Raw genomic sequence first — 21,869 nt, 5'->3', positions numbered from 1 at the left:
GTCCATAAGCCCGCGAATGGCGTTATTTGATCTCCAGGGGGGTGAGGGTGGGGAGGGTGGGGTGGGGGGAGAAGTCGGCGGTGGCGAAGGGTTCGCCCTCGCGGGCCAGGCCGACGGTCTGCCAGCCCGCCTCAGCGGCTGCGTGCAGCTCGGCGGGGACGTCGGAGAGGAAGACCGTCTCCTCCGGGGTTGCGCCGAGGGCCTTCGCGATCGCCCGGTAGGAGGGCGCTTCGCGCTTCGGGCCCGCGTTGACCGTGTCGAAGTGCGCGGTGAACAGGCCCGTCAGGTCGCCCTCGGTGGTGCGGGAGAAGAACGCGACCTGGCCGGGGACCGAGCCCGATGAGAACACCGCCAGGGTCAGGCCGGCCGCGTGCCAGGCGCGCAGCTTCTCCGCAACGTCCCCGAACAGCTGCGCGGTCAGGTCGCCGACCGCGTAGCCGCGCTGCCAGATCAGGCCCTGGAGGGTCTTCAGCGGGGCGATCTTCTGGTCGGCGTCCATCCAGCCGTGCAGCACCGCGACCAGCTCGTCGGTCGTGGCCGTCGGCGGCAGCTCGCCGAGCGAGCGGATCTGGGCGACCGCGTCCGCCACCACCGGGTCGTCGCCGTGCTCGTCGATCCACGGGCCCAGCCGGGGGCGGGCGTAGTCGTAGAGCGTCACGTGCACCTGGCTGGTGGGCGTCAGCGTGCCCTCGATGTCCACGACGACCCATCGGGCGGTCAGTGAGATCACTGGTTCTGCTCTCCTTCTCGGTAGTACTCGTGGACATCCGCGGGCGCGAACGCGCCTCGGTCGGTCACCACCGTGGTGACCAGGTTCGGGGGAGTGACGTCGAAGGCCGGGTAGAGCCCGCGCACGCCGGGGACCGGCCGCCCCAGCGCGGACAGCACGTCCGCCGGGTCGCGGTACTCGATCGGCACCGCGTCGGCGCTCGCCGCGTCCTGGTCGGGCGCCTGGACCAGCGCGTGGAACGGCACCCCGAAGGCGCGCGCGGACGCGGCGAGGCCGAGGGTGCCGACCTTGTTGACCACGTGGCCGTCCATGGTGACCCGGTCCGCGGCGGTCACCAGCGCGTCGACCCGGCCGTCGGCGAGCACGGCCGCGCCCATCCCGTCGGTGATCAGCGTGGTGTCCACGCCCATCTCCACCAGGGTCGGCGCGGTCAGCCGCGCGCCCTGGAGGTACGGGCGGGTCTCGGTGCACACGAAGCTGAACCGCTTGCCCGCGCGCTCCAACGCCGTGACCAGCTCGATCAGGTAGATGTCGGCCCAGCAGTGGGTGAGCACCCGCGCCCCGTCGGGCAGCAGCTCCGCCGCGGCCGAGGCCAGCGCCCTGCTGCGCGCGCGGTACAGCTCCTCGCCCGCCCGCGCCGCCGCGAGCACGCCGTCGACCGAAGTGTCCGATGTGGACAGAACTGCGTGCACGGCCTTGCGGAGGTGGTTGTTGGTGCGCCGGGTCCGCACGAGCAGCCGACCTGCCCGCTCCAGGTGGGCGCGAGCGTGCTCCGGGGACAGGCCGGACGCCTCGCGCGCGGCCAGCACCATCGCCGACAGCGCGGCGAAGTACGGGCCGGAGGACTGCGTGACCATGTCCTTGATCGCCTCAGCGACCTCGTCGACGGTCCCGCAGCGCACCCACACCCGCTCGAAGGGGAGCCTGCGGCGGTCCAGGACCAGCACCGCGTCCGCGTCGTCGGTCAGCCGGACGCTGTGCGCGATCTCCGGAACCATCAGCTGTACCCGGTGATCGGCGGGATCTCGCCGGTCAGCAGGTTCGCGCCCAGCTCACGGGCCTTGTAGCTCACCGGGTCGTGCAGCGTGATCGTGCGGGCGTTGCGCCAGAACCGGTCGAAGCCGTACTTCGACGCCGTCGCCCGTGCGCCGACGAACTCGAAGATCTTCGAGGTGACCTCGTTGACCACCCTGGTGGAGAACACCTTGGCCGAGGAGATCGTCAGCGCCGCCGCCGCGCGCAGCTCGGGGGTCAGCTCCGGTTCGGCCGCCGCCGCGTGGAGCATCGCCGAGGCGTGGTCGGCCAGCAGCCCGGCCGCCTCGGTCGCCGCCACCAGCTCGCCGTAGCCGACCAGCACGTACAGGTCGTCGGTCGCCTTCTCCACGCCGGAGAGGAACCACGGTCGCGACATGGTCCTGGTGTACTCGGCGGCCTGGTCGATCGCGCCCTCGGCGATGCCGACGTGCAGCTGGGAGAGCACCGCCTGGAAGGCGATCTGCGCCAGCGACAGCCGCAGTGCGGCCGGGGTGTCCATCTCGTCCTCCGTGGACGGATGGACGCCGAGCACGTCGTCGGCGGCGACCGGGGTGCCGGTGAAGACCACGCCGCCGCTGGCGGTGAGCCGCTGCCCGGAGTTGTCCCAGTCCTCCAGGTACCGCACGCCCTCGGCGCGGGCGTCCACGACGAAGCTGACCTTCTCGCCGTTGTCGGTCCTGGTCCCGCTGACCACGAGCCGGTCGGCGACGCTGGCCCCGGTCGCGAACGTCTTGCGCCCGTTGACCAGGAAACCCTCGTCGGTCGGGGTCAGCTCCAGCGCGGCGTCCAGCGGGTTGGCCACCCCGCCCCAGAACCACCGGTTGGCCGCGGTCTCCCGGCGCAGCCGCGCGGCACGGTCCGCGGCGGTGCTGGCGCTCGACCCCGCAAGCGAGTCGTCGGTGTTGATGCTCGACCCCGCAAGCGAGTCGTCGGTGTTGATGCTTGACCCCGCGAGCGGGTCGTCGGTGAACAGCTCCGAACGCCAGATGTGCAGGTAGTGGTAGCCGAGCAGGTGCCCGACGGAGGCATCGGCCGCGGTGATGATCCGGGTGACCGCGTCGGAGGCGGTGGGATCGCCGTCCCCGCCGCCGTGCTCGGCCGGGATGAACGCGGTGAGCAGGCCCGAGGAACGCAGCAGCTCGACCTCGCGCACGGGCGGCTCGTTGGCGCGGTCCCGCTCCGCGGCGTCCTCCCTGAGCTTGCCCGCCACCTCCTCGGCCACGCTCGTCCAGTCCTGCCGCAGCACGTCGCTCATCGCTCTCCCTCGAACCTGGTGCCGAACGGGTCCACTCTGCCGGATCGGCCGCCGAAGGCGCAGCGACAGTGAGCTTCACCGCTGGGCGATCGGCGCGGTGATCCACTCTGTGGGAACGGCGAACGCCTCGACCAGCGTTGCGGCGTGCGGCCGCAGCAGCTTGCAGAGCCGGTTCACCGCGCCAGTCACCGACTTCGCCCGCGCCGGGGTGAGCCTGCCGTGCCCCAGGAACCACGCGGCGTCGGCCTCGATGGCGGAGAGCACGTGCAGGTCGCACACCCGCTCCAGCAGCTCCGCCGCCTCCGTGTCGGGACAGCGGTCGATCGCGGCGACGAACGCCTCCAGCACGATCCGCTCCACGTGCACCCGGGCCGCGCGCAGCACGTGGTCCTGCGCGTCGTTGAACACCTCGAAAGCGTCGCCGTCGCCCGCCGCCCGCAAGCGCCGCACCAAGCCGTCGAGCACGTGCTCCTCGCGGTCCTCGAAGAGCTTGAGCTGCCATCCCCTGTCATGTAGGTCGTCGCCGGAGACCGCGCCCACCAGCCGTTCGATCAGCGGCCGGGCCGCCGTGCGCTCGATGACCACGCCGACGAACTGGGTGGCGACGAACCGCGCCATGCCCAGGGCGTCCAGGTCACCGACGTGGTCGCGGTAGCCGGTGAGCAGTCCCTTCGCCACGAGCTGGAGCAGCACCGTGTTGTCGCCCTCGAACGTGGTGAAGACGTCGGTGTCCGCTTTGAGCTGCGGCAGCTGGTTCTCCGCGAGGTAGCCCGCGCCGCCGCACGCCTCGCGGCACTCCTGGATCGTGCGGGTGGTGTGCCAGGTGGCCACGGCCTTCAGCCCGGCCGCCCGCGACTCCAGCTCCCGCTGCCGCCGGTCGTCCACGTCGGACTCGCCGCCCAGGACCTCGTGCAGGGTGCTGACCAGCTCCTCCTGCGCGAAGTGCAGCGCGTACGTGGTCGCGAGTGCGGGCAGCAGCCGCCGCTGGTGAACGAGGTAGTCCAGGATCGGGACCTCCTCGCCGCCGCCCGGCCTGGTGAACTGCCTGCGGGTCTCACCGTGCCGAACCGCGATCGTGAGCGCCTTCTTGGCCGCGCTCAGCGCTCCGCCCGCGACGCTGATCCGGCCGCGCACCAACGTGCCGAGCATCGTGAAGAACCGCTTGTTCGCACCGTCGACGGGGCTGGAGTACGTCCCGTCCTCGGCGACGTGGCCGTAGCGGTCGAGCAGCGCCTCGCGCGGCACGCGCACGTTGTCGAAGGACAGCCGCCCGTTGTCCACCCCGTTGAGCCCGGCCTTCTCGCCGCAGTCCTCGATGCTCACGCCCGCGCACGGCGACCCGTCCGGCTCCCGGATCGGCACCACCAGCGCGTGCACCCCGTGCTCGCCGCCGTCGGTGACCAGCTGCGCGAACACCACGGCGACCTGCCCGTCCCGTGCGGCGTTGCCGATGTAGTCCTTGCGGGCGGAGGGTTCCGGGGTGTGCACGACGAACTCGCCCGCCGCCGCGTCGTAGGTCGCGGTGGTGCGCAGGTGCTGGACGTCGGAGCCGTGGCCGGACTCGGTCATCGCGAAGCAGCCGAGCAGGTCGAGCTCGATGATCTCGCGCAGGTACCGCTCGTGGTGCCGCTCCGTGCCCAGCGCCTGCACCGCGCCGCCGAACAGGCCCCACTGCACGCCCGACTTGACCATCAGTGACAGGTCGCCGAAGCCGAGCATCTCGAAGGACACCACCGACCCGCCGAGGTCCCCGCCGCCGCCGAAGCGCACCGGGAACCCGGTGCTGGGGTGGCCCGCCGACGCGAGCACCCGCAGTTGGCGCAGCACGTGCTCGCGATGCCGTTCGCGGTCCAGTCCGTGCGGCGGCAGCTCCACGACGCCGAGCTGCCTGCGGGTGCGCTCGCGGAGGTCGGACCACCTGCCGTCGAGCAGGGCGCGCAGTGCTGCTGGGGTGCTCATGGCGAAGAGCTTGCCCCGGTCCGCGCGGCCGCGCAGGGTAGGACAGCGCCTTTTCATTCCGTTATCGCAGGGACAACGGGACGCGACGACATCCAATGGGCAGTAACGGCGATATCCGGACGAAAATACGACTCGATAACTTTTCCCTCGGAACCGCGCCGGCCCGGCGGCGCGCGAGGCAAGGAGGCGCCATGGGGAACGAGACCGGACGGATGGCCCTCGCTCTCGTCGCGGGGGGAACCATCGTGTGGGTCGCCGAACGGCTGCTGTGCTTACGTGGGCTGAGGCTGAAAGCCCTTGCCGAGTACGCGCGTGTCCGCGCTCGCGACACGGAGGGGCACCACACCCTTCACGCCGAGCTGACCCAGGTGAACCGCAGGGTGTCGGAGATCCAGCGGCTGCTGGAGGAGCCCGTCTGACCCGCGCGCGGATTCGGCCGAGCGCACTAGCCCGAAAGGTCGGCAGATATCGGAGAATCTGATATGTGGGTTTTTTCTTCCTTCGGCGGCCCGATCTGAACTTCCGCGGTACGCACGCTGCATGTTTTCCCTGCTGGGAAAGTATGCAACCGTGACCACCGGATGATCGGAGCTCGCTGGCCAATCGATCATTTCGGGCATCGGAACGTGCTTAACTGCATGTGCACCGAAGTACAACCGACATTGGTACTGGCACGCAGGTTTCCCGGGAACTGGGGGTTCAATGGGCGACCGTCTGGATTTCACCGTGCTCGGACCGCTGGAGGTCGCCTCGGGCGGTGTAGCCGTCCCGATCAGCGGCCAGCGCCAGCGCACCGTGCTCGCGATGCTGCTGCTGTCCCCGGGACGCGTCGTCTCGGTGGACAGCCTGGTCGAAGCGGTCTGGGACGACCGGCCCCCGGCGACGGGCCGCACCCAGATCGCGATCTGCGTCGCCGGGCTGCGCAAGACCTTCAAGGCGGCGGGGTGCGCCGACGACGTGATCGTGACCAGGGCGCCCGGCTATCTGCTGCTGCCGGAGGGGCACCGCATCGACGCGCTGGAGTTCGAGCGGCGCATCGACGAGGCGCAGCGGCTGGAGCAGCAGGGCCGCGCCGGCGACGCCGCGCGGTCCTTCGCCGCGGCGCTCGGCCAGTGGCGCGGCCCGGCGCTGTCCGGGGTCACCGGCCGCTTCGTCGAGCCTGCGGCGGCGCGACTGGAGGAGCTGCGGCTCACCGCCTACGAGCAGAGCACCGCGCTGCGGCTCGCGGCCGGGGAGCACCGCGAGCTCATCGGCGAGCTGACCGGCCTGGTCAAACAGCATCCGCTGCGCGAGCAGGTGCGGGCGCACCTGATGCTCGCGCAGTACCGCTCCGGCCGCAGGGCCGAGGCGCTGGAGTCCTTCCGGGAGGGGCGCGCGCTGTTCGTCGACGAGCTCGGCCTGGAGCCCGGCAAGGTGCTCCGCGAGCTGCACGACGCGATCCTGTGCGACGACCCCGTGCTCACGCCGGTGGTCCAGGACCTCGCACCCGTGGCGGTGGAGGCCAGGGTCGTTCCGGCGCAGCTGCCGCCGAGCACCACCCGGTTCGCTGGGCGGCAGGCCGAGCTGTCCACTCTGAACGGTCTGCTGTCGTTGTCGGACAACGGTTCCGCGCTTCCGGTCGGCTACATCACCGGTATGCCCGGCATCGGCAAGACCGAGCTGGCGTTGCAGTGGGCACATCGCGTCGCCGCGCGCTTCCCGGACGGGCAGCTCTTCGTCGACCTGTGCGGCTACGACCGCGACCGCGCTCCGCTGTCCTCTTTGGACGTCCTCGCCGGGTTCCTGCGGGCGCTCGGGGTCACCGACGCCGGTATCCCCGTCGAGCTGAGCGAACGCGCCGCCCTGTACCGCAGTCTCCTCGGGGGCAAACGTGTGCTCGTGGTGCTGGACAACGCAGCCTCCTACGCCCAGGTCCGTCCGCTGCTGCCGGGTGACGGCGACTGCTGCGTGCTGGTGACCGGGCGCGACCAGCTCTCCGAGCTGCTCGGCGGCCCGGGCTCGGTGCGGCTGCGGCTCGGCCGGCTGGGTGCGGAGGAGTCGGCGGAGCTGGTCCGCCGCGTCGCCGCGCCCGGCGGGGGCGGCGACCCCGCCGACGCCGTCAGGATCGCCGAGCTGTGCGCGGGCCTGCCGCTCGCGCTGCGCGTCGCCACCGCGCGGCTGCTGTCCAAGCCGCACTGGAACCTCGCGCACCTGGTGCGGCTGCTGGAGGACCGGCGCAGGCGGCTGGACGAGCTCAGCGTCGGCGAGCGCGGCGGGCTGCGCGCGGCCTTCGAGCCGAGCTACCACCGGCTCTCCCCGGACGCCGCCCGGCTCTTCCGCAGGATCGGCGTGCTCGACGTGCCGCACTTCGCGGCGTGGGCGGGCGCCGCACTGCTGGACTGCGGCGTGCCCGAGGCGGAGAAGCTGCTGGAGGAGCTGCTCGACGCGCACCTGCTGGAGGTCCAGCTGTCCGAAGTGGACGGATCGGTGCGGTACCGGGTCAACCCGCTGCTGCACGTGTTCGCCAACGAGTGCGCGATCATCGAGGAGAACCCCGGCGAGCGCTCCGCGGCGTGCGAGCGCGCGTTCGGCGCCTGGCTGGACCTGGCGAGCGCCGCGCGGGAGTCGGCGATGGGCGCCTTCGCGCCACCCGGCCGCGTCGCCACCTGGTTCTCGCCGGAGGAGGTCGGCGAGTTGGCAGGCGATCCGGCGCGGTGGATGCGGACCGAGCGGCACGCGGTGCTCGCCGTTGTGCGCCAGTCGATGCGGATGGGACTGGTGCTGCTCGCGTGGAACCTGGCGACCTGCGCGCAGGCGGTGCTCGCGGGGTCGCGGGTGGGCGCCGAGGAACGGCAGCTGACGCAGCTGCTGGGAGAGCTCGCCAGCTGACGCGACGCGATGACGCGACGCGATAACGAGACGAAAAGGACGCTCGTCAGGGTTGACGTGACCACACCACGGGGGAACGGATCTGACGATGACCCTGCACGCAGCCAAACCTGTCGGAGGCGGACCCGCGAGGCGACGCGCCGCTCCCCTCGGGGCGATCGGCAGCCTGCTCGCGCTCGGCGTCGTGCTCGCGGTGTGGGGCCGGGAGCTGTTCACCGGCGAGACCGGACCGCACGGTGGCTTCGACCCGATCGCCAGGTTCCTGCTGGCGGTCTCGGTGATCGTGCTGGTCTGCCACCTGGTCGCCGCGCTGCTGCGCCGGTTCGACCAGCCGCCGGTGGTGGGGGAGATCCTGGGCGGGCTGCTGCTCGGGCCCTCGGTGTTCGGCGTGCTGTGGCCCTCCGGCAGGGCGTGGCTGTTCCCGGCGGAGGTGCTCTCGACCCTCCAGGTCACCGCGCAGCTCGGGCTGGTGACGTTCATGTTCCTGCTCGGCTGCGAGCTGCGGCTGGACCAGGTGCGCGCGCACCGGAAGGCGGTGTGGACCACGGTGGCGGGCAGCATGGGGCTGCCGTTCGTCGCCGGGGTCGCGGCGGCGCTGGCGGCCGAGGGCGTGATCGCGGGCCGGTTCGGCAGCACCACGGCCTACGCGTTGTTCTTCGGCCTGGCGATGGCGATCACCGCGCTGCCGGTGCTGGCCAGGATCCTGGTCGACCTCCGCATCGACGACACCGCGATCGGCAGGCTCGCGCTGACCTGCGCCGCGGTCGGCGACGGCGCGGCGTGGGCGGCGCTGACGGTGCTGCTGGCCCTGACCGGCATCAGCGGCAGCGGCTCGGTGGCGGCGGTCATGGGCATGGCCGCGGCGTTCGTCCTGGTGACCGCGCTGTGCGTGCGCCCGGCGCTGGCCGCGGTGGTGCGCAGGTGTGAGCGCACCCCTGCCGGTGAGCAGCTGCTGCTGCCGGTGCTGGCGGCGGGCGCGATCGGGTTCGCCTCGCTGAGCCAGGTGATCGGCCTGCACCCGGTGATCGGCGCGTTCCTGTTCGGTGTCGTGGTGCCGCGCGACTCGGCGGCGGTGGAGCGGATCAGCAAGCAGCTCCAGGGGTTCGCGGTCACCATCCTGCTGCCGCTGTTCTTCGCCGGTGTCGGCCTGAGCACCTCGCTCGGCCTGCTCAGCGGTGTGACGCCGTGGCTGCTGTTCCTCGGCCTGCTCCTCGTGGCCAGCGTGGTCAAGTTCATCGGCGCGGGTGGCGGCGCCAAGCTCGCCGGTATGTCCACAGTGGATTCACTGCGGATCGGCACGCTGATGAACTGCCGAGGGGTCACCGAGCTGGTGCTCGCCACGATCGGCCTGCAGTACAAGCTGGTCAACGAGCTCGGCTTCACGATCCTGGTGCTGATCGCGCTGGTCACCACGGCGGCGACCGGCCCGCTGATGCAGCTGCTCAGTCGCAGAGCAGGCACGCCTGGATGACGTCGGCGGCGCCCTCGGTGCCCCCGGCACCGAGCACGAGCCGCTGCAGCCGCCTGGCGTCCGCGATGGCCGCGCCGTCCTCCGCGACGCCGAGCACGGCCTCCGGCAACTCCCGCGCGGTGTGGATCACGCGTCCCAGTCCGAGCCGGGTCACCTGCTCGGCCACCGTGCGCTGGTCGGCGGTGCCCGCGACCACGACGACCGGAACCCCTTGGTGCGCCGCGCTGAGCACGCTCGCGGGGCTGCCGCCGCAGAGCAGCACCGCGGCGTGCCGGAGAACTGCGAGCGCGGGAATGTCGCGCAGCACCTCGAAGTTCGCCGGAAGCCCGGAACCGTCCTCGGTGTCGGCGACGACATGCCAAGGCTGGTCGGCGAAGGCGTCGGCACACCACGCCAGCACCTCGTCCCGCCCGTCGGGCCGCACGACCAGCACCGGCTCGCTCGTGGGCGGACGCCATCGCGCCTCGGTGTAGAAGCGCCCGGAAACGCTCGGTCCCACGAACGCGAACTCGTCCCCGAAGTGCTCTTGATCGGGCTGGAACGCCCTTGGCACGAACACGACTGCGGGTTCCTCCGCCTCGCGCGCGTCGTCTTTCGGCGCGATGCCGGTGTGCATGGCGACTACGGGAACATCCCAGTGCCGGGCGAGGTTCCGTGCTGCCTCTGCGGCGCCTGACTGGTACACGACGAGGTGAGGTGCGCTCTCACTGAGCGCCGTGTGGACGTCGAGGGCGTCGGCTCCGCTCGCCCGTACCAGTCCGGCGAACCGCTCACCTGTCGCGTAGCTGATCCGAATACCCCTGCTGAGCAGTTCCTCGACGACGCCGAGCACCGGGTGGATGTCCTCGGCTGCCGGTTCCCCGAGGAAGAGCACGTGCCGCCGCCCACGGTCCACCGCGCCTCCCCGGTCTGGTCGAACGGTGAACATACCAGCGGTATGGCTCAGTCCTGAGGCTCGTGCCGCTCGCCGAGGCGCACGTCTCCTTCGATGTGCCCTGCCTGGACCACGGACCCGGTGACGTTGCCGGATATGGAGTTGCGCACCTGCGGTGCCTGCTTGTCGGCGGCCGGTGCGGCCTGTGCGGCCGGTGTGGTCTGTGTGGTCCATACGGCGACCCCGGCAGCGGCCAGCGTGAGCACCGCGACGGCGACCCACGCCCACACGTTCGACCCGAGATCGGTTGCGACGTTGACCGCGATCCCCACTCCCGTCGTCACCACGGCGACACCCAGAGCAGCCCACCACCGCCGCATAACGCCTCCTCCGCTCGCTACAACCTTAGTAGCGCAACGACAGGTTGTTATCCAACGCGGGCATCTGGTAGTTGATCTTGCTGTGTTGGTGGAGATGGCGGCAGATGCGGTCGTATGTGCGAGGTCTGCTCAGCGAAACCGAACGGGAGAACGGTTGGACACTGGCCATCGACGGCCTGTGTGCTGATCGTCGATGAGACCGGCTTTGTGAAGAAGGGCTCCGCCTCCGCCGGGGTTGCTTCGGCATGGATCGCATCATCGTGATCCCCACCCGACACGTCTCGTCGTGACGCCGCTTCACACCAGCGCGGCCGCGCCCCGACGACGAGTGGGGCCACGCCTCATCCCTCAGTGACGGTGATCGCGCGGGCCGGGCACAGCTGCACCGCCTGCCGGACCGGCTCACGTTGCCCCGCAGAGGGGGCCGGGTCGTAGACCAGTTCGTCGTCGGCGTCGAGGTCGAAGACCTCCGGGGCGGCGAAGACGCACTGGGCGTGGATCTCGCAGAGCTCTCGGTCGACATGGACGCGCATCGGACTTCCTTCACGTGGGGTTGAATCGGGAGTACTTGCCGAAGGCCCACCGCGGCAGGGCGGGACCGGTGAGTTCCACGACCCGGTCGATCTCGAAGTCGACGACGCGTTGCGCACCCGGCACTGTGGCCGCCCGCCGCTGGTCCCAGTCCGTGCGGGCGCGGCCGGTGAGCTGAAGCGTGGCACCGCGCTCCCAGTCCAGGAACAGCAGCCCGGCGCGAGGATCGAGTTCGAGGTTGCCCAGGGTCATGAACATGGAGTTGCCGACGTAGTCCGGCCAGCTGAGCCTCCGCTCGTCGGCGACGGTGACGAAACCCGGGTTGCCGCCACGATGGGAGGCGTCGGCGCCGAGGCCGGGCACGTGCGAGGCGACGAAGAAGGTGTCGGCGGCGTTGATCCACGCCCGCTGGTCCGCGTCCAGCCCGGCTGACGAGCGCGCGGCGGGCGCTGCGGGCGCGGTGTCGTCGCCGTCCACGACGGTGCGGGTCTGGATGTACTTGGGGCAGTTGGAATAGACCTGCTCGGTGCGCAGCACGAGCGTGTCGCCGTTCTGCCGGGCACGACCGTTGACCCGCATTCGCCGCCGGGACGCCGGTTCGATGGCCAGCATGCCGACGTCCCGGTCGGCGTCGAACACGGTGGCGAGCGGGTCGTGGTGGACCGGCTGCCGGTCCACCACGACGGTCCGATCGCCCACCGCGCGGACGAAGCCGGGCGGACCGGCGAGCGGCCCCGCCCACACCGCGCCGTCGTCATCGGCGGCCCCGATGACGACCAGGCGCTGGGAGAGGAGGAACTCGGCGGCCACCGGCGGGACGTCCGGCCCGACCTGTGTCGACCCCCACGGGCCGGGGACTCCGGACCTCAGCTGGAGCCGCTGTTCACCGGGGTGGTGCACGAGAACCTCCACGAGGAGCGGGGTGGTGACGGGAAGGGGTCAGAAGAAGCCGCAGGTCGGAGCGCCAGGGGTGGGCGCGGTCGCGGTGTCGGCTCCGCTGGGCGCGTAGATCTCCAGCCGGATGCCGTCGGGGTCGTGGAAGAAGACGCCGCCGGAGGACGCGCCTTCGCCGTGCGGCACGACGCCCTCGTGGAGGATCTCGGCACCGAGCTCGCGCAGGGTGCTCTCCGCCCGGTGCACGTCGGCGATGTCGGGCACCTCGAAGGACATGTGGTGCAGCCCGGGACGGTCGGTGGCGAAGGCCCCGCCGCTCTGCTGCCAGAGCGTGACCAGCAGCGTGCCGTCCTTGCCGAGGAAGGCGAACCGGCGGTCGGCCTCAGTGCTGGAGCCGAGCACGTCGACGTCGAGGACGCGGCGGTAGAAGGCGGTGGAGCGGTCGAGGTCGGTGACGTTGATGCCGACGTGCCCGGCCTTGAGGGCAGGTGCGCCCATCGGTCCTCCCGGATCGAGTTCGGAGCATTCTAACGCTTGGCTGAACCTCTTGCGTTAGAACAACCCTCACACGTCCTCTAACGATTGTCAACAGATCAACCGTTAGAGGACGCGGAGCCTCTCGCGCCCCCGGGGCGAGCTAGCATCGGAAGGTCGCCAGGACGAGGAGGGCACGTGAGCGCCGACGAGATCGCTTACCCACTCCCGGCCGAGCCGCTGCCGATCCGGCTGATGAACACGATCTGGGCCGACCGCGACGGCCGCCACGACGACCTGGACGCGCCGCAGGGCCTTGGCGAGTGGCTCCGGCGGTCCGGCTTCACCATCGGGTCCACAGTGGACTCCGAGGATCTTCACGCGTTCCGGCGCCTGCGCGACGCGCTGCGCCGCATCGCCGCCCATGTGACCGACGACCAGCGGCCCGCGGCGGCCTCTGCCACCGAGGATCTCGACACGGCGATCGCCGACCTCAACTCCGTCGCCGTGGCCAGGACACCGCTGCTGGTCCGGCGCGGCACCGACCTGGCACTGGACTGGACGACCTCCGCTCACGGCGCCGAACACGTCCTGTCGCTGCTCGGCCTGGCGGCTGCTCACCTGTTCACCGAGGACGCGGTCACGCTGCGAGCCTGTCACGGGCGGGGATGCGTGCTCTACTTCAGCAAGGACCACCCGCGTCGAGGGTGGTGCTCCCCCGGGTGCAGCAATCGCGCCCGTGCCGCCCGCCATTACCAGCGGCACCGTTCCACGAAGCCGGAGTAGCCGGTCCCGTCGTCCGCTGGTCGGCGTGGTCGGGGTTTTCGCGTTTTGTAGGCTTATTGCGCGAAAGAGCGCTCCCATTTCGCATTAAGGCTACAAAACGCGAAACGAGGGGCGCGCGGATGAGGGCGCCAGGAGGTGGCGAGGTGCGTTACCGCTTGCGGGGCGCGACCTGAGATGGTGTCTCATTTGGAGGGGTTCTTGTAGTAGGTCAGGGTCGCCGCGAGGGTGGCGAATCTGAGGTGGTGCATGGCCGTGTGTTCGTAGCGCAGGGTGAGTCTGCGGTAGCCGGGGGCTCAGGCGATGGTGCGTTCGATGACCCAGCGGTGCCGGCCCAGTTTCTCGGAGGAGTCGATGTGTTTGCGGGCGATGCGCACGGCGATGCCGCGCTCGCGCAGCCAGGAACGGACGTCGTATGCCTTGTCCGCGTGCAGCTTGGCGGGTTTGCGCCGTCGCGGCCCGCGGCGGGAGCGGACGCGCGGGATGGCCGTGACCATGGTGCGCCGCGACCCCGACCGAGGGCGGCAGATGCCGCCAGGTGCACACACGATCGCGTTGAACACCGCCCGAGGCTCGGTCGCCGCACGCCCGCCGCCCTGTGGGGCGTTGCCCCACAGGGGAATCAACGGCTCCGCCAACGCCCGCAGCTCTTCCGGCACCAACCGCCGAGACAACCCATCCCAAACGAGACACGCTCCTGGTGTCACCACGGGTTGTCGAGGGCGCTCAGCACTCGCTCCGCTCGTTCCCGCGCCGTGTCCTCCAGGTCCCCGTTGGGCAGCGCGTAGAGCAGGTCCTTCTCGACCGCGCTCAGAATCCGTTGTGCCGCAGTGGAAGCGTCGATCGCCGTGGACACGAGCTCGCGCATGTCGCGCAGGAACTCCTCAACGGGCCGGTCCTTCGGCAAGCTCTTCGCGAGCGACTCGTAGACCGCCGAGCCGGGTTCGGCGTCCGGAGCCGCCAGCAGGTCCGCGACCAACGAGGTCCGCACGAGCCCGGGGCACGCCACGGTGACACCGACCGCCGCGCCGGTCTGCGCCAGTTCCGCGGCGAGGATCTCCGAGACCGACACCACCGCGTGCTTGCTCGCCGCGTAGGCGCCCTGCATCGGCGCGCCCGCCAGCCCCGCCAGCGAGGCGACGTTCACGACGTGCCCGCCGCCCGCCTCGATCAGGTGGGGAACGAACGCCCTGATCCCGTTGACCACGCCCAGCAGGTTCACGCCGAGCACCCGCTGCCACTCGTGCGCTGGCATCTGCCAGACCGGGTCGCCGTTGTCGCGGACCCCGGCGTTGTTGACCACCAGATCGACCCGGCCGAAGTGGTCCAGGGTCCGGCCCGCGAGGTCGGAGAGCACCCGCGGGTCGCTGACGTCACCGACCACCGCGATGCTGCCGCCGGGCAGGTCCGGCGCCGCCTGGTCGAGCGCTTCCTGGGACAGGTCCAGCCGGACGACCCGGACGTCCCGCGCGAGCAGCTCCGAGGCGAGCGCCGCGCCGATGCCCTGTGCCGCCCCGGTGATGACCGCTACCTGACCCGACTCGATGCGCACGGACGAAGTGAAGCATGCCGGTTGATCACCCCGCACGGGTCGGACGAACCCGATGCCGCCAAGTGGAGGCGACCGGAGTCGCCCTTGAAGCGCAAAGCCCCTCAACTGCTTTATCCGTGTGCATCGACCGGTGGACGCCGATCGGGTCTCCCGCGTAGCGAAGCGGGTGCGCTATGCGACGGTCACGGAGTGCGCTGCTTCGCGCACGACCGCTTCCTGGGGGGACGATGGCTTCGCTGTTGCAGCGGGTGCGTGCGCTCGGCGACCCGACGTACCTGGTCGCCCAGCCGGGACAGCACCGGGCGTTGCGGTTCCTCGCGCTGATCCTGATCGGGCAGCGGATGAGCTACCTCGTGCTCGCCGGGGTCAACGCGACGAACCCGGCCGCGATGAGCTTCCGCAGCCAGGTGCTCAACGGCGTGCTGCTGTCCGTCGCCGTGCTGTGGACGATGGTCTTCGTCTTCTTCGCGTGGAAGCGCGGCTGGTTCCCGCGGTGGATGGTGTGGGCGGACATCGCGTTGTCCTGCGTGCTGCTGGGTGTGGTCACCGCGAACTGCCCGCCCGGTGTCGAGCTGACCTCGATGAACTGGTCCCCCAAGCACGCGTTGGCCACCGCCGCGCTCATCGGCGCGATGCTGCCCGGCCGCCAGGCCGTCTTCGCGTCGCTGATCCCGATGCTGGGCTACGTGGTCGCGTTGACCGAGCAGGTCGGGCCGGACGCGCGGCTGTTCCCCGGCCTGGTCGGCCACCTCAACGGCTGCGTGTGGTTCGCGCTGCTGCTGTTCTTCATGCGCCACTACCTGTGCAGGCAGTCCAAGGCGCTCGACGACGCCGTCGCGCAACGTGTCGCGGTGGAGCGGGACCGGGCTCGCTTCGAGGAGCGCATCGACCACCACAGGCAACTGCACGACACCGTTCTCGCGACCTTGACCGCCATCGCGCGCGGAGGGTTGGACCACCGGCAGGAACAGGTCCGGCGACGATGCGCGAAGGACGCCGAGTACGTCCGGCGGCTGATCCTGGAGGACCGGTCCGAACGCGCTGCGGGGCTCGGCGAGGAGCTGACCGCGCTCATCAGGGAGGCGGAGGAGGCGGGCCTGCGGGTGCACTACATGCACGGCGAGATCCCCGGTGCGGTGCCGAGCCGCGTCGTCGCCGCGTTCGTCGGAGCCACCCGCGAGGCGCTGAACAACGTGCTCAAGCACTCCGGCGCCGACCAGGCGTGGGTGACCATCGCGCACGAGGACGGCGCGCTCGTGGTGCGCGTGGTGGACCGGGGTGAGGGCTTCGACCAGGAACGCGGCGCGCTCGGGTTCGGGCTGCGCTGGTCGGTGCGCGAGCGGATGGTGGAGATCGGCGGCGAGCTCGAGCTGTTCTCCATGCCGGGCAACGGAACCAGCGTCGAGCTGCGCTGGTCCCGTCAGCCCGCTGGCCGGATCGAGGCCACCCTCGACGACACCGGGCTGGTGGAGCAGCCGCGCGGGTAGCGGTCCAGCTCGTCCTCGCGGACCCGGTTGGCCAGGTCGATCTTGGTGTAGGTCGCGCGACCCACCTGGCAGTACTTCTCCTTGACCCGGTCGAGGTACTTCTTCGCCGTCGCCGGTTGCACGCCCGCGCGCCTGGCGGCCGCGGCCAGTGTCATGCCGGAGGCGTAGGCGACCAGGATCTTGCGTTCCTGTGTGGACAGTCGTGGTCGGTCGGGACCGCAGTCGTTGGCCCACGCGAAGGCCAGCTCGGGGGAGTGGGCGACGCCGTCCCTGGCCACCGCGCGCACGGCCTCGGTGAGCGTGCGCAGGTCGTGGTCCTTGGTGAGGAAGCCGCGCGCGCCAGCCCTGACCACGTCGATGCCGTGCGTCATGTGCGGAACCACGCTGACCACAAGCACTTTCCGGCCCAGCTCGGCCAGTCTGCGGACGTTGCGCACCGGGTCCGAGCCGTCGGCGAGGAACAGGTCGAGCACCACGACGTCGGCCGGGTCCGCCTCCTCGCGCAGCAGCTCGTCCACCGTGCGCGCCGCCGTCACCATGCGGAGGTCGGGGCAGCTGGTCAGCCACGCGGTGAAACCGTCTAGCAGCATCTGGTCGTCGTCCACAGCCGACACCGTGATCACGCTGTACTCCAGTGGCCGTTTTCCGTTGTCCTGGAAGGAAGATCGCCGCCCCGACGCGGCCGTCCCATCATATCCGCGATCCCGGGATCCCCCACCCCTAGCTCGGGGATAGGGGCGGCCGGGCGGGTGACCTACACGGCCGGACCCGCCGGGTCAACACCCCAAAACAGCGGCGATGCCCTTGCGGCGGTGCCGATGCAGGCTTCTGCCATCGCTTCGAGGACGTGACAACGCGACCGGAAAGGGGCTGTAGAGCGATGCGCGAGTCCGACGCCATGATCGACAGGAACAGCCTCGTCCGGCGCAGCCAGCTCTCCGCCGCGGGTACCGGAGACCCGGCCGCCGGGCTCGGGAGCTTCCCGCTGCGCACGCTCGCCGAGCTCGTCCTCGCCGAGCAGGGCCGAGGGGACTGGTCGGTCTCGGCCGCCGGGTTCTGGTGCCGCGTCGGGCCCCCGGCCCGCACGGCCCGCGTCCAGGGCTGGAAGCTGCACGTCTCGGCGACCCCGCTCTCGGCGGCGCTCGTGCTGCACCGCGCCGCGACGGTGCTGGTCGAAGCCGGGTGCGAGTTCAAGTTCGCCGCCGACCTCGGCAAGGTCGAGGAGCTGACCTCCAGCCGCTACCACCGCGCCCAGGCGGGCAAGTTCATCACCGCCTACCCGGCCGACGACGACCACTTCCGCGACCTCGCGCAGCGGCTGGACGCAGCGACGGCCGGGCTGCCGGGCCCGCGCATCCTCTCCGACCGGCCGGTCCGCGCCGGCAGTGTCGTGCACTACCGCTACGGCGCCTTCACCGGGGTTCCCACGTTGACCAACGACGGCGTGCACGAGGCGAGGATCGAGGCTCCTGACGGCACCCCGGTCCCGGATGCCCGGTCTCCCTGGTTCACCCCGCCCGCCTGGGCGGAGATCCCGGTCGGCGGGGTGATCACACCGCCCCCGCCGCCGCGCCCGCGCGCACCGGTCGTGCTCAACGACCGCTTCCTCGTGCGCGAAGCGATCCGGCACGCCGCGCGCGGCGGGGTGTACCGCGCGCTCGACCAGCGCACCGGCTCCGAGGTGATCATCAAGCAGGCACGCGCCCACATCGGCGCGCTGATCACCGGCCAGGACGCGCGGGACGCGCTGCGCCGGGAGGCTCGGATGCTGCGCGAGCTCAAGGGGCTCGGGCCCGAGGTCGTGGACGTGTTCGAGCAGGACGAGCACGTGTTCCTCGCCGAGACCGCCGTCAACGGCCAGAGCCTCGGCCAGTGGGTGTACGCCACCTTCGGGCGCGACGGCGACGGGCGCGGGCTTGAGCTGTCCCGCGCGCTGGACCTCGCCCGCAGGCTGACGGCACTGCTCGCCGAGGTGCACGCGAGGGACGTGGTCTACCGCGACTTCACCCCTGGCAACGTGATGCTGACCCCGGCGGGCGAGCTCAAGCTCATCGACCCGGAGATCGCCGCGCGACCGGGGGAGTGGACCTACCTCGCCTACACCCCCGGCTACGCGGCCCCGGAGGCGGTGACCGCGCCGAAGCACGGTCCCGCTCCGGACATGGCGGTTGACCTGTACTCCCTGGGCACCGTGTTGTTCTACCTGGCAACCGGTGTCGACCCGGCGTTCCCCGACGAGCCGCGGGGCGGCCGCTCGCACGGGGAACGCCTCGCCGAGGTGATGCGCGCGGTCGGTGGGCGAAACGAGTCCGCGCGTGCCCTCGCGCCCGTTGTGCTCGGGCTGACCACCACTGACCCCGGTGAGCGGTGGTCGCTCGAGCGCACGGCGATGTACCTGGTGGACATGCCGCAGCATTTGTCCACTGTGGACCTGCCGGAGTGCAAGGCGGACCGGCTGCTGGAAGACGGTCTCGCGCACATCCTGCGGACCATGGACAACGCCGGGGAACGGCTGTGGCCGAGCAACGACTTCGGTGAGCAGACTGATCCGTGCAACGTCCAGCACGGCGCTGCCGGAGTGCTCGGTGTGCTCACCAGGGCCAGTGAGGTTTTCGGCACCCCGGCGTTGCGCGATGGCGTCGCGAAGGTGGCGGCGTGGATCGACGAGCGCCGTGACGCCGTGTCGCAGCTGCTTCCCGGACTCCACTTCGGACGGTCTGGCACGGCGTGGGCGTTGCTCGACGCGGCAAGGCATCTCGACGACGGCACACTCGCTGAGCACGCGGTCGAACTGGCACTGAGACTGCCGGTGCGCTGGCCGAACCCCGATGTCTGCCATGGGGCGGCCGGCTCAGGGTTGGCGCAGCTGCACTTCTGGCGTTCGACCGGGCGGACGGAGTTCCTGGAACGGGTCGTGGACTGTGCCGACGGTGTGCTGGGCGCGTCGGTCAGCACCGACGAAGGCGTGTTCTGGCCGGTTCCGCGTGACTTCGACTCCAACCTCGCGGGCATCCGGCACTACGGATTCGGTCACGGGGTCGCGGGGGTGGGCGCGTTCCTGCTTGCCGCGGCGGAGGAAACCGGTCGCGAGGACTACCTCACGGCCGCTCGCGCCGCCGGGGACACGCTGCTGGTCTCCGCCGTCCGGCAGGAGTGGGAGGACGGTTCGACCAGCGCGTACTGGCGGACCGACCAGCGCATCGCGGAGAACGACACCGACATGCGCTACCACTGGTGCAGCGGCTCCTCCGGAGTCGGGACCTTCCTGCTCCGGCTCGGCCGTGCCACCGGGATCGCCGAATACCATTGCCTGGCCGAGGAAGCCGCCGTTGCGGTGCGGCGCAGCCGGTGGTCGGCGTCCACTGTGGCCTGTCACGGTCTCGCGGGCAACGGGGACTTCCTGCTGGACCTCGGATCGGAGTGGGCGCAGGAGCTCGCTACCTGCATGGCGGTGCGCGCCACCGAACGCGACGGACTTCTCGTCCTGCCCGATGAGACACGGTTGACGGTCACCGTCGACTACGGCACCGGCCTGGCCGGGGCGCTCGGTTTCCTGCTGCGGCTGCGGCACGGCGGACCGCGCTGGTGGATGCCCGAGGGGGAGCGTTCATGACCGAGATGCCCAGTGACTGTCCACTCAGCACGGAGCCGGACTCCTCGCCGGTGGTGTCGCGGATCAACGTCCGGTTCTCCCCTGGCGGCCACCGGGCCACGTGCCTGGCGACCGACGACGATGGCCACGCCTACGTCGAGCTGTGGGCGCTGGACCAGGACGGCCCGGCGCGGCTGGACCGCTGGCCGGTCACCACCGCCGCCACCGCGACGCTCGCGGTCCCGCAGGACGACGGGCGGGTGCTGCTGACCTCCTACCAGCCGGACGGGCAGAGCTTCGCGCTGCTGCACGAGGGGCGCTGGACCAAGCTCGGCGTGCACCTGCCGGTCAACCTGCGGTTGCTGCCCGCGCCACCCGCCGCCGACCTGCTCGCCGGATGCGCGGTGAGCTCGCGGCCGGACGGCACCACGACGCTGTTCCGGATCAGCGCGGCGGAACCGTGGCTGGAAGTGGTCTGCACCCTGCCGACAACGCTGTCCGGCGGCGTCGTCGCCGGAGAGGACCTGCTGTTCACCGCGATCGAGTCGGGCGAGCGGACGCCGGTGCTGATCGACCCGGTCTCCGGGCGCAGCGTGCTGCCGACGGAGAGCCGGTCCTGCTCGGCCGTGCTGGCCGCCGGTGACGTGCTGCTCGTTGCCGAGGGGAACCGGCTGGGCCTGGCGCTGAGGGACGGTTGCGCTCCAGTGTGGACGGTCCCGGAACCCGGTGACCTCGGTGGTCCGGCGACTCCGGTCGCGTTGGACCCGACCGCGTCGCTGCTGGCGCTCGTGGTCAACCGGGGTGCGCGATCGGGCTTGGTGCTGCTGGACATCCGCGACGGCTCGACGCGTGAGGTCGACGTGCCACCGTGCACGCTGGGCAGCCAGGCGGCGTGGACCGAGCACGGTCTGTGGATCACCGCGTCGACGCCGTCGCGGCCCGAGGACTTCGTGTGGGTCCCCAACCCCGACACCGTGCACTGGTCACGGGCCGAAGGCGCCTGGGCGCGCGGGCACACCGAGACGTTCACCGGCCCGGCCGGGCCGATCGAAGCGGTCGTGCACGGCCCGGACTGGCGGACCAGCGACAAGGTCGTCATCGCCCTGCACGGCGGTCCCGCCGACCAGTGGCGGTTCGGCTTCGACCGGTTCTTCCAGAGCCTGGTCGCCGCCGGGGTGAGCGTGGTCGCGCTCAACCAGCGCGGCAGCACCGGGTACGGCGCCGCGCACGCCCATGCGATCAACGGTGACTGGGGCGGCCCCGACCTCGCCGACGTGTGCGAGGTCGCGGCCAGGGTCACCGCCGAGCGCGGCGACGCGGAGCTGCCCGCGCTCTACGGCGTCAGCTACGGCGCGCACCTGGCCCTGCTCGCCGCCGCCGCCGAACCGGCCGCGTGGTCCAGCTGTGTCGCTGTGGCGCCGTTCCTGTCGGCGCGCGGGCTGTACCCAGAGACCACCGACGCGGTGCGGGCCATGATCGACCGGCTCGGCGGGCAGGCCACCGAGAAGGACCTGTCCCTTCTCGCGCGGGAGATCCGGGTGCCGGTGCTGCTGGCTCACGGCGCGCTCGACGAGTCCATTCCGGTCGGCCAGTCGAGGGCGCTGGCCGACCGGATCCCCGACTGCACCTATTACGAACTGCCCGAACGCGGGCACTTCGTGCTCGGCGACGCAGCCGCCGACCCCGTCGCCTCGGCGGTGGTCGCCTTCGTCGCCGAGCCCAGGAACTCACCGACCGCGGTGGGCAAGAAGAACAACGATGGAGGTGGACACCATGGAGCTCGAACTCGACGCGTTGCAGGAGCTTCCCGCTGAGGAGTCGCAGCTCAGCGCCTGCGGCCGCACCTGCAGCTGGACGTGCAGCTGGACCAGCATCGCCACCCGCCTGCCGGAGTGATCCGGCGGGAGTGACCCCGCGGGCGTCGGAGCCGAGGAGCTCAGGCTCCGACGCCTCGGGGGTCACCCACAACGACGTCCAACGGGGG

The 21,869-nt window shown here is 71.3% G+C and carries 19 protein-coding genes and 2 pseudogenes; 9 read left to right on the top strand and 12 right to left on the bottom strand.

The annotated features are described in order from the left end of the window. Nucleotides 1–22: 22 nt before the first annotated feature. From mtnC to ACFFQA_RS11030, 4 genes are all read right to left on the bottom strand, one after another. Nucleotides 23–730 (bottom strand): acireductone synthase, encoded by a 708-nt coding sequence (gene mtnC / locus ACFFQA_RS11045; RefSeq protein WP_377851665.1) that lies wholly within the window; start codon nt 728–730, stop codon nt 23–25. Beyond that, the gene (locus ACFFQA_RS11040; protein ID WP_377851664.1) at nt 727–1,728 is read right to left on the bottom strand and encodes a translation initiation factor eIF-2B alpha/beta/delta subunit family protein; all 1,002 of its coding nucleotides are present in this window, start codon (nt 1,726–1,728) and stop codon (nt 727–729) included. The genes mtnC and ACFFQA_RS11040 overlap by 4 nt, the downstream gene beginning before the upstream one ends. Then, complete coding sequence (locus tag ACFFQA_RS11035) at nt 1,728–3,020, bottom strand: acyl-CoA dehydrogenase family protein (protein WP_377851663.1); 1,293 nt, start codon at nt 3,018–3,020, stop codon at nt 1,728–1,730. The genes ACFFQA_RS11040 and ACFFQA_RS11035 overlap by 1 nt, the downstream gene beginning before the upstream one ends. Nucleotides 3,021–3,095: 75 nt before the next feature. Further along, nucleotides 3,096–4,979 (bottom strand): acyl-CoA dehydrogenase family protein, encoded by a 1,884-nt coding sequence (locus tag ACFFQA_RS11030; RefSeq protein ID WP_377851662.1) that lies wholly within the window; start codon nt 4,977–4,979, stop codon nt 3,096–3,098. A 191-nt stretch (nt 4,980–5,170) separates the two neighbouring features. Between ACFFQA_RS11030 and ACFFQA_RS11025 the strand changes: the two genes are divergently transcribed. The 3 genes from ACFFQA_RS11025 to ACFFQA_RS11015 all read left to right on the top strand — a co-directional run bounded on the left by ACFFQA_RS11025 (nt 5,171) and on the right by ACFFQA_RS11015 (nt 9,318). Next, nucleotides 5,171–5,398: a hypothetical protein gene (locus tag ACFFQA_RS11025; RefSeq protein ID WP_377851661.1), complete on the top strand. Its 228-nt coding sequence runs from the start codon at nt 5,171–5,173 to the stop codon at nt 5,396–5,398. A 283-nt stretch (nt 5,399–5,681) separates the two neighbouring features. Then, a complete protein-coding gene (locus ACFFQA_RS11020) occupies nt 5,682–7,847 on the top strand; it encodes an AfsR/SARP family transcriptional regulator (RefSeq protein ID WP_377851660.1) in 2,166 nt (721 codons plus the stop codon). Nucleotides 7,848–7,935: 88 nt separating this feature from the next. Next, complete coding sequence (locus ACFFQA_RS11015) at nt 7,936–9,318, top strand: cation:proton antiporter domain-containing protein (RefSeq protein WP_377851659.1); 1,383 nt, start codon at nt 7,936–7,938, stop codon at nt 9,316–9,318. On the opposite strand, the gene ACFFQA_RS11010 is transcribed toward ACFFQA_RS11015, so the two are convergent. Together ACFFQA_RS11010 and ACFFQA_RS11005 are read right to left on the bottom strand one after the other, a co-directional pair. Beyond that, entirely contained in the window at nt 9,290–10,213 is a 924-nt protein-coding gene (locus ACFFQA_RS11010) for a nucleotide disphospho-sugar-binding domain-containing protein (protein ID WP_377851658.1), read from the bottom strand. The two genes, ACFFQA_RS11015 and ACFFQA_RS11010, sit on opposite strands and share 29 nt — an antisense overlap. Before the next feature lie 47 nt (nt 10,214–10,260). Next, a complete protein-coding gene (locus ACFFQA_RS11005; protein ID WP_377851657.1) occupies nt 10,261–10,572 on the bottom strand; it encodes a hypothetical protein in 312 nt (103 codons plus the stop codon). A 98-nt stretch (nt 10,573–10,670) separates the two neighbouring features. Here ACFFQA_RS11005 and ACFFQA_RS11000 point away from each other — a divergent pair. Next, nucleotides 10,671–10,812, top strand: a pseudogene (locus tag ACFFQA_RS11000) (IS701 family transposase); the annotation flags it as partial. Nucleotides 10,813–10,913: 101 nt separating this feature from the next. Here ACFFQA_RS11000 and ACFFQA_RS10995 read toward each other — a convergent pair. The 3 genes from ACFFQA_RS10995 to ACFFQA_RS10985 are packed head-to-tail and all read right to left on the bottom strand — an operon-like array spanning nt 10,914 to nt 12,495. Further along, nucleotides 10,914–11,105, bottom strand: a complete 192-nt coding sequence (locus ACFFQA_RS10995; protein ID WP_377851656.1) for a ferredoxin — start codon at nt 11,103–11,105, stop codon at nt 10,914–10,916. A 10-nt stretch (nt 11,106–11,115) separates the two neighbouring features. Then, nucleotides 11,116–12,015 carry a pyridoxamine 5'-phosphate oxidase family protein gene (locus tag ACFFQA_RS10990; RefSeq protein WP_377851655.1) on the bottom strand — a complete coding sequence of 300 codons (900 nt, stop codon included), beginning with the start codon at nt 12,013–12,015 and terminating at the stop codon, nt 11,116–11,118. A gap of 27 nt (nt 12,016–12,042) precedes the next feature. Further along, nucleotides 12,043–12,495, bottom strand: a complete 453-nt coding sequence (locus ACFFQA_RS10985; RefSeq protein ID WP_377851654.1) for a VOC family protein — start codon at nt 12,493–12,495, stop codon at nt 12,043–12,045. A gap of 174 nt (nt 12,496–12,669) precedes the next feature. Here ACFFQA_RS10985 and ACFFQA_RS10980 point away from each other — a divergent pair, with 174 nt between their 5' ends. Then, nucleotides 12,670–13,257 (top strand): CGNR zinc finger domain-containing protein, encoded by a 588-nt coding sequence (locus ACFFQA_RS10980; protein ID WP_377851653.1) that lies wholly within the window; start codon nt 12,670–12,672, stop codon nt 13,255–13,257. 182 nt (nt 13,258–13,439) lie between these two features. On the opposite strand, the pseudogene ACFFQA_RS38035 reads toward ACFFQA_RS10980, so the two are convergent. Then, nucleotides 13,440–13,757 (bottom strand): annotated as a pseudogene (locus ACFFQA_RS38035) (IS5/IS1182 family transposase); the annotation flags it as partial. A gap of 200 nt (nt 13,758–13,957) precedes the next feature. Then, nucleotides 13,958–14,806: an SDR family oxidoreductase gene (locus ACFFQA_RS10970; protein ID WP_377851652.1), complete on the bottom strand. Its 849-nt coding sequence runs from the start codon at nt 14,804–14,806 to the stop codon at nt 13,958–13,960. Nucleotides 14,807–15,033: 227 nt separating this feature from the next. Between ACFFQA_RS10970 and ACFFQA_RS10965 the strand changes: the two genes are divergently transcribed. Beyond that, on the top strand, nt 15,034–16,293 hold the full coding sequence (locus ACFFQA_RS10965; protein ID WP_377851651.1) for a sensor histidine kinase: 1,260 nt from the start codon (nt 15,034–15,036) through the stop codon (nt 16,291–16,293). Here the strand turns inward: ACFFQA_RS10965 and ACFFQA_RS10960 are convergent. After that, nucleotides 16,227–16,916, bottom strand: coding sequence for a response regulator (locus tag ACFFQA_RS10960; protein WP_377851650.1), 690 nt, complete (start codon nt 16,914–16,916; stop codon nt 16,227–16,229). The two genes, ACFFQA_RS10965 and ACFFQA_RS10960, sit on opposite strands and share 67 nt — an antisense overlap. A 257-nt stretch (nt 16,917–17,173) precedes the next feature. On the opposite strand from ACFFQA_RS10960, the gene lanL reads away from it, so the two are divergent. The 3 genes from lanL to ACFFQA_RS10945 are packed head-to-tail and all read left to right on the top strand — an operon-like array spanning nt 17,174 to nt 21,781. Then, nucleotides 17,174–19,906, top strand: a complete 2,733-nt coding sequence (gene lanL / locus ACFFQA_RS10955; RefSeq protein WP_377851649.1) for a class IV lanthionine synthetase LanL — start codon at nt 17,174–17,176, stop codon at nt 19,904–19,906. Further along, complete coding sequence (locus ACFFQA_RS10950; RefSeq protein ID WP_377851648.1) at nt 19,903–21,699, top strand: alpha/beta fold hydrolase; 1,797 nt, start codon at nt 19,903–19,905, stop codon at nt 21,697–21,699. The genes lanL and ACFFQA_RS10950 overlap by 4 nt, the downstream gene beginning before the upstream one ends. Next, nucleotides 21,644–21,781 (top strand): ALQxL family class IV lanthipeptide, encoded by a 138-nt coding sequence (locus ACFFQA_RS10945; RefSeq protein WP_512699654.1) that lies wholly within the window; start codon nt 21,644–21,646, stop codon nt 21,779–21,781. Before ACFFQA_RS10950 ends, ACFFQA_RS10945 begins: the two co-directional genes overlap by 56 nt. Nucleotides 21,782–21,869 lie beyond the last annotated feature (88 nt).

The sequence above is a fragment of the Allokutzneria oryzae genome (genome assembly GCF_042429765.1).
Taxonomy (GTDB): domain Bacteria; phylum Actinomycetota; class Actinomycetes; order Mycobacteriales; family Pseudonocardiaceae; genus Allokutzneria; species Allokutzneria oryzae.
This window is presented reverse-complemented; position numbering and strand designations above follow the sequence as displayed.

Excerpts from the sequence above, each read along its gene's own strand:
- ACFFQA_RS11040 (WP_377851664.1), bottom strand. The coding sequence starts at position 1,728 with ATGGTTCCGGAGATCGCGCACAGCGTCCGGCTGACCGACGACGCGGAC.
- ACFFQA_RS11035 (WP_377851663.1), bottom strand. The coding sequence starts at position 3,020 with ATGAGCGACGTGCTGCGGCAGGACTGGACGAGCGTGGCCGAGGAGGTG.
- ACFFQA_RS11030 (WP_377851662.1), bottom strand. The coding sequence starts at position 4,979 with ATGAGCACCCCAGCAGCACTGCGCGCCCTGCTCGACGGCAGGTGGTCC.
- ACFFQA_RS11025 (WP_377851661.1), top strand. The coding sequence starts at position 5,171 with ATGGGGAACGAGACCGGACGGATGGCCCTCGCTCTCGTCGCGGGGGGA.
- ACFFQA_RS11020 (WP_377851660.1), top strand. The coding sequence starts at position 5,682 with ATGGGCGACCGTCTGGATTTCACCGTGCTCGGACCGCTGGAGGTCGCC.
- ACFFQA_RS11015 (WP_377851659.1), top strand. The coding sequence starts at position 7,936 with ATGACCCTGCACGCAGCCAAACCTGTCGGAGGCGGACCCGCGAGGCGA.
- ACFFQA_RS11005 (WP_377851657.1), bottom strand. The coding sequence starts at position 10,572 with ATGCGGCGGTGGTGGGCTGCTCTGGGTGTCGCCGTGGTGACGACGGGA.
- ACFFQA_RS10995 (WP_377851656.1), bottom strand. The coding sequence starts at position 11,105 with ATGCGCGTCCATGTCGACCGAGAGCTCTGCGAGATCCACGCCCAGTGC.
- ACFFQA_RS10985 (WP_377851654.1), bottom strand. The coding sequence starts at position 12,495 with ATGGGCGCACCTGCCCTCAAGGCCGGGCACGTCGGCATCAACGTCACC.
- ACFFQA_RS10965 (WP_377851651.1), top strand. The coding sequence starts at position 15,034 with ATGGCTTCGCTGTTGCAGCGGGTGCGTGCGCTCGGCGACCCGACGTAC.
- lanL (WP_377851649.1), top strand. The coding sequence starts at position 17,174 with ATGCGCGAGTCCGACGCCATGATCGACAGGAACAGCCTCGTCCGGCGC.
- ACFFQA_RS10950 (WP_377851648.1), top strand. The coding sequence starts at position 19,903 with ATGACCGAGATGCCCAGTGACTGTCCACTCAGCACGGAGCCGGACTCC.
- ACFFQA_RS10945 (WP_512699654.1), top strand. The coding sequence starts at position 21,644 with ATGGAGGTGGACACCATGGAGCTCGAACTCGACGCGTTGCAGGAGCTT.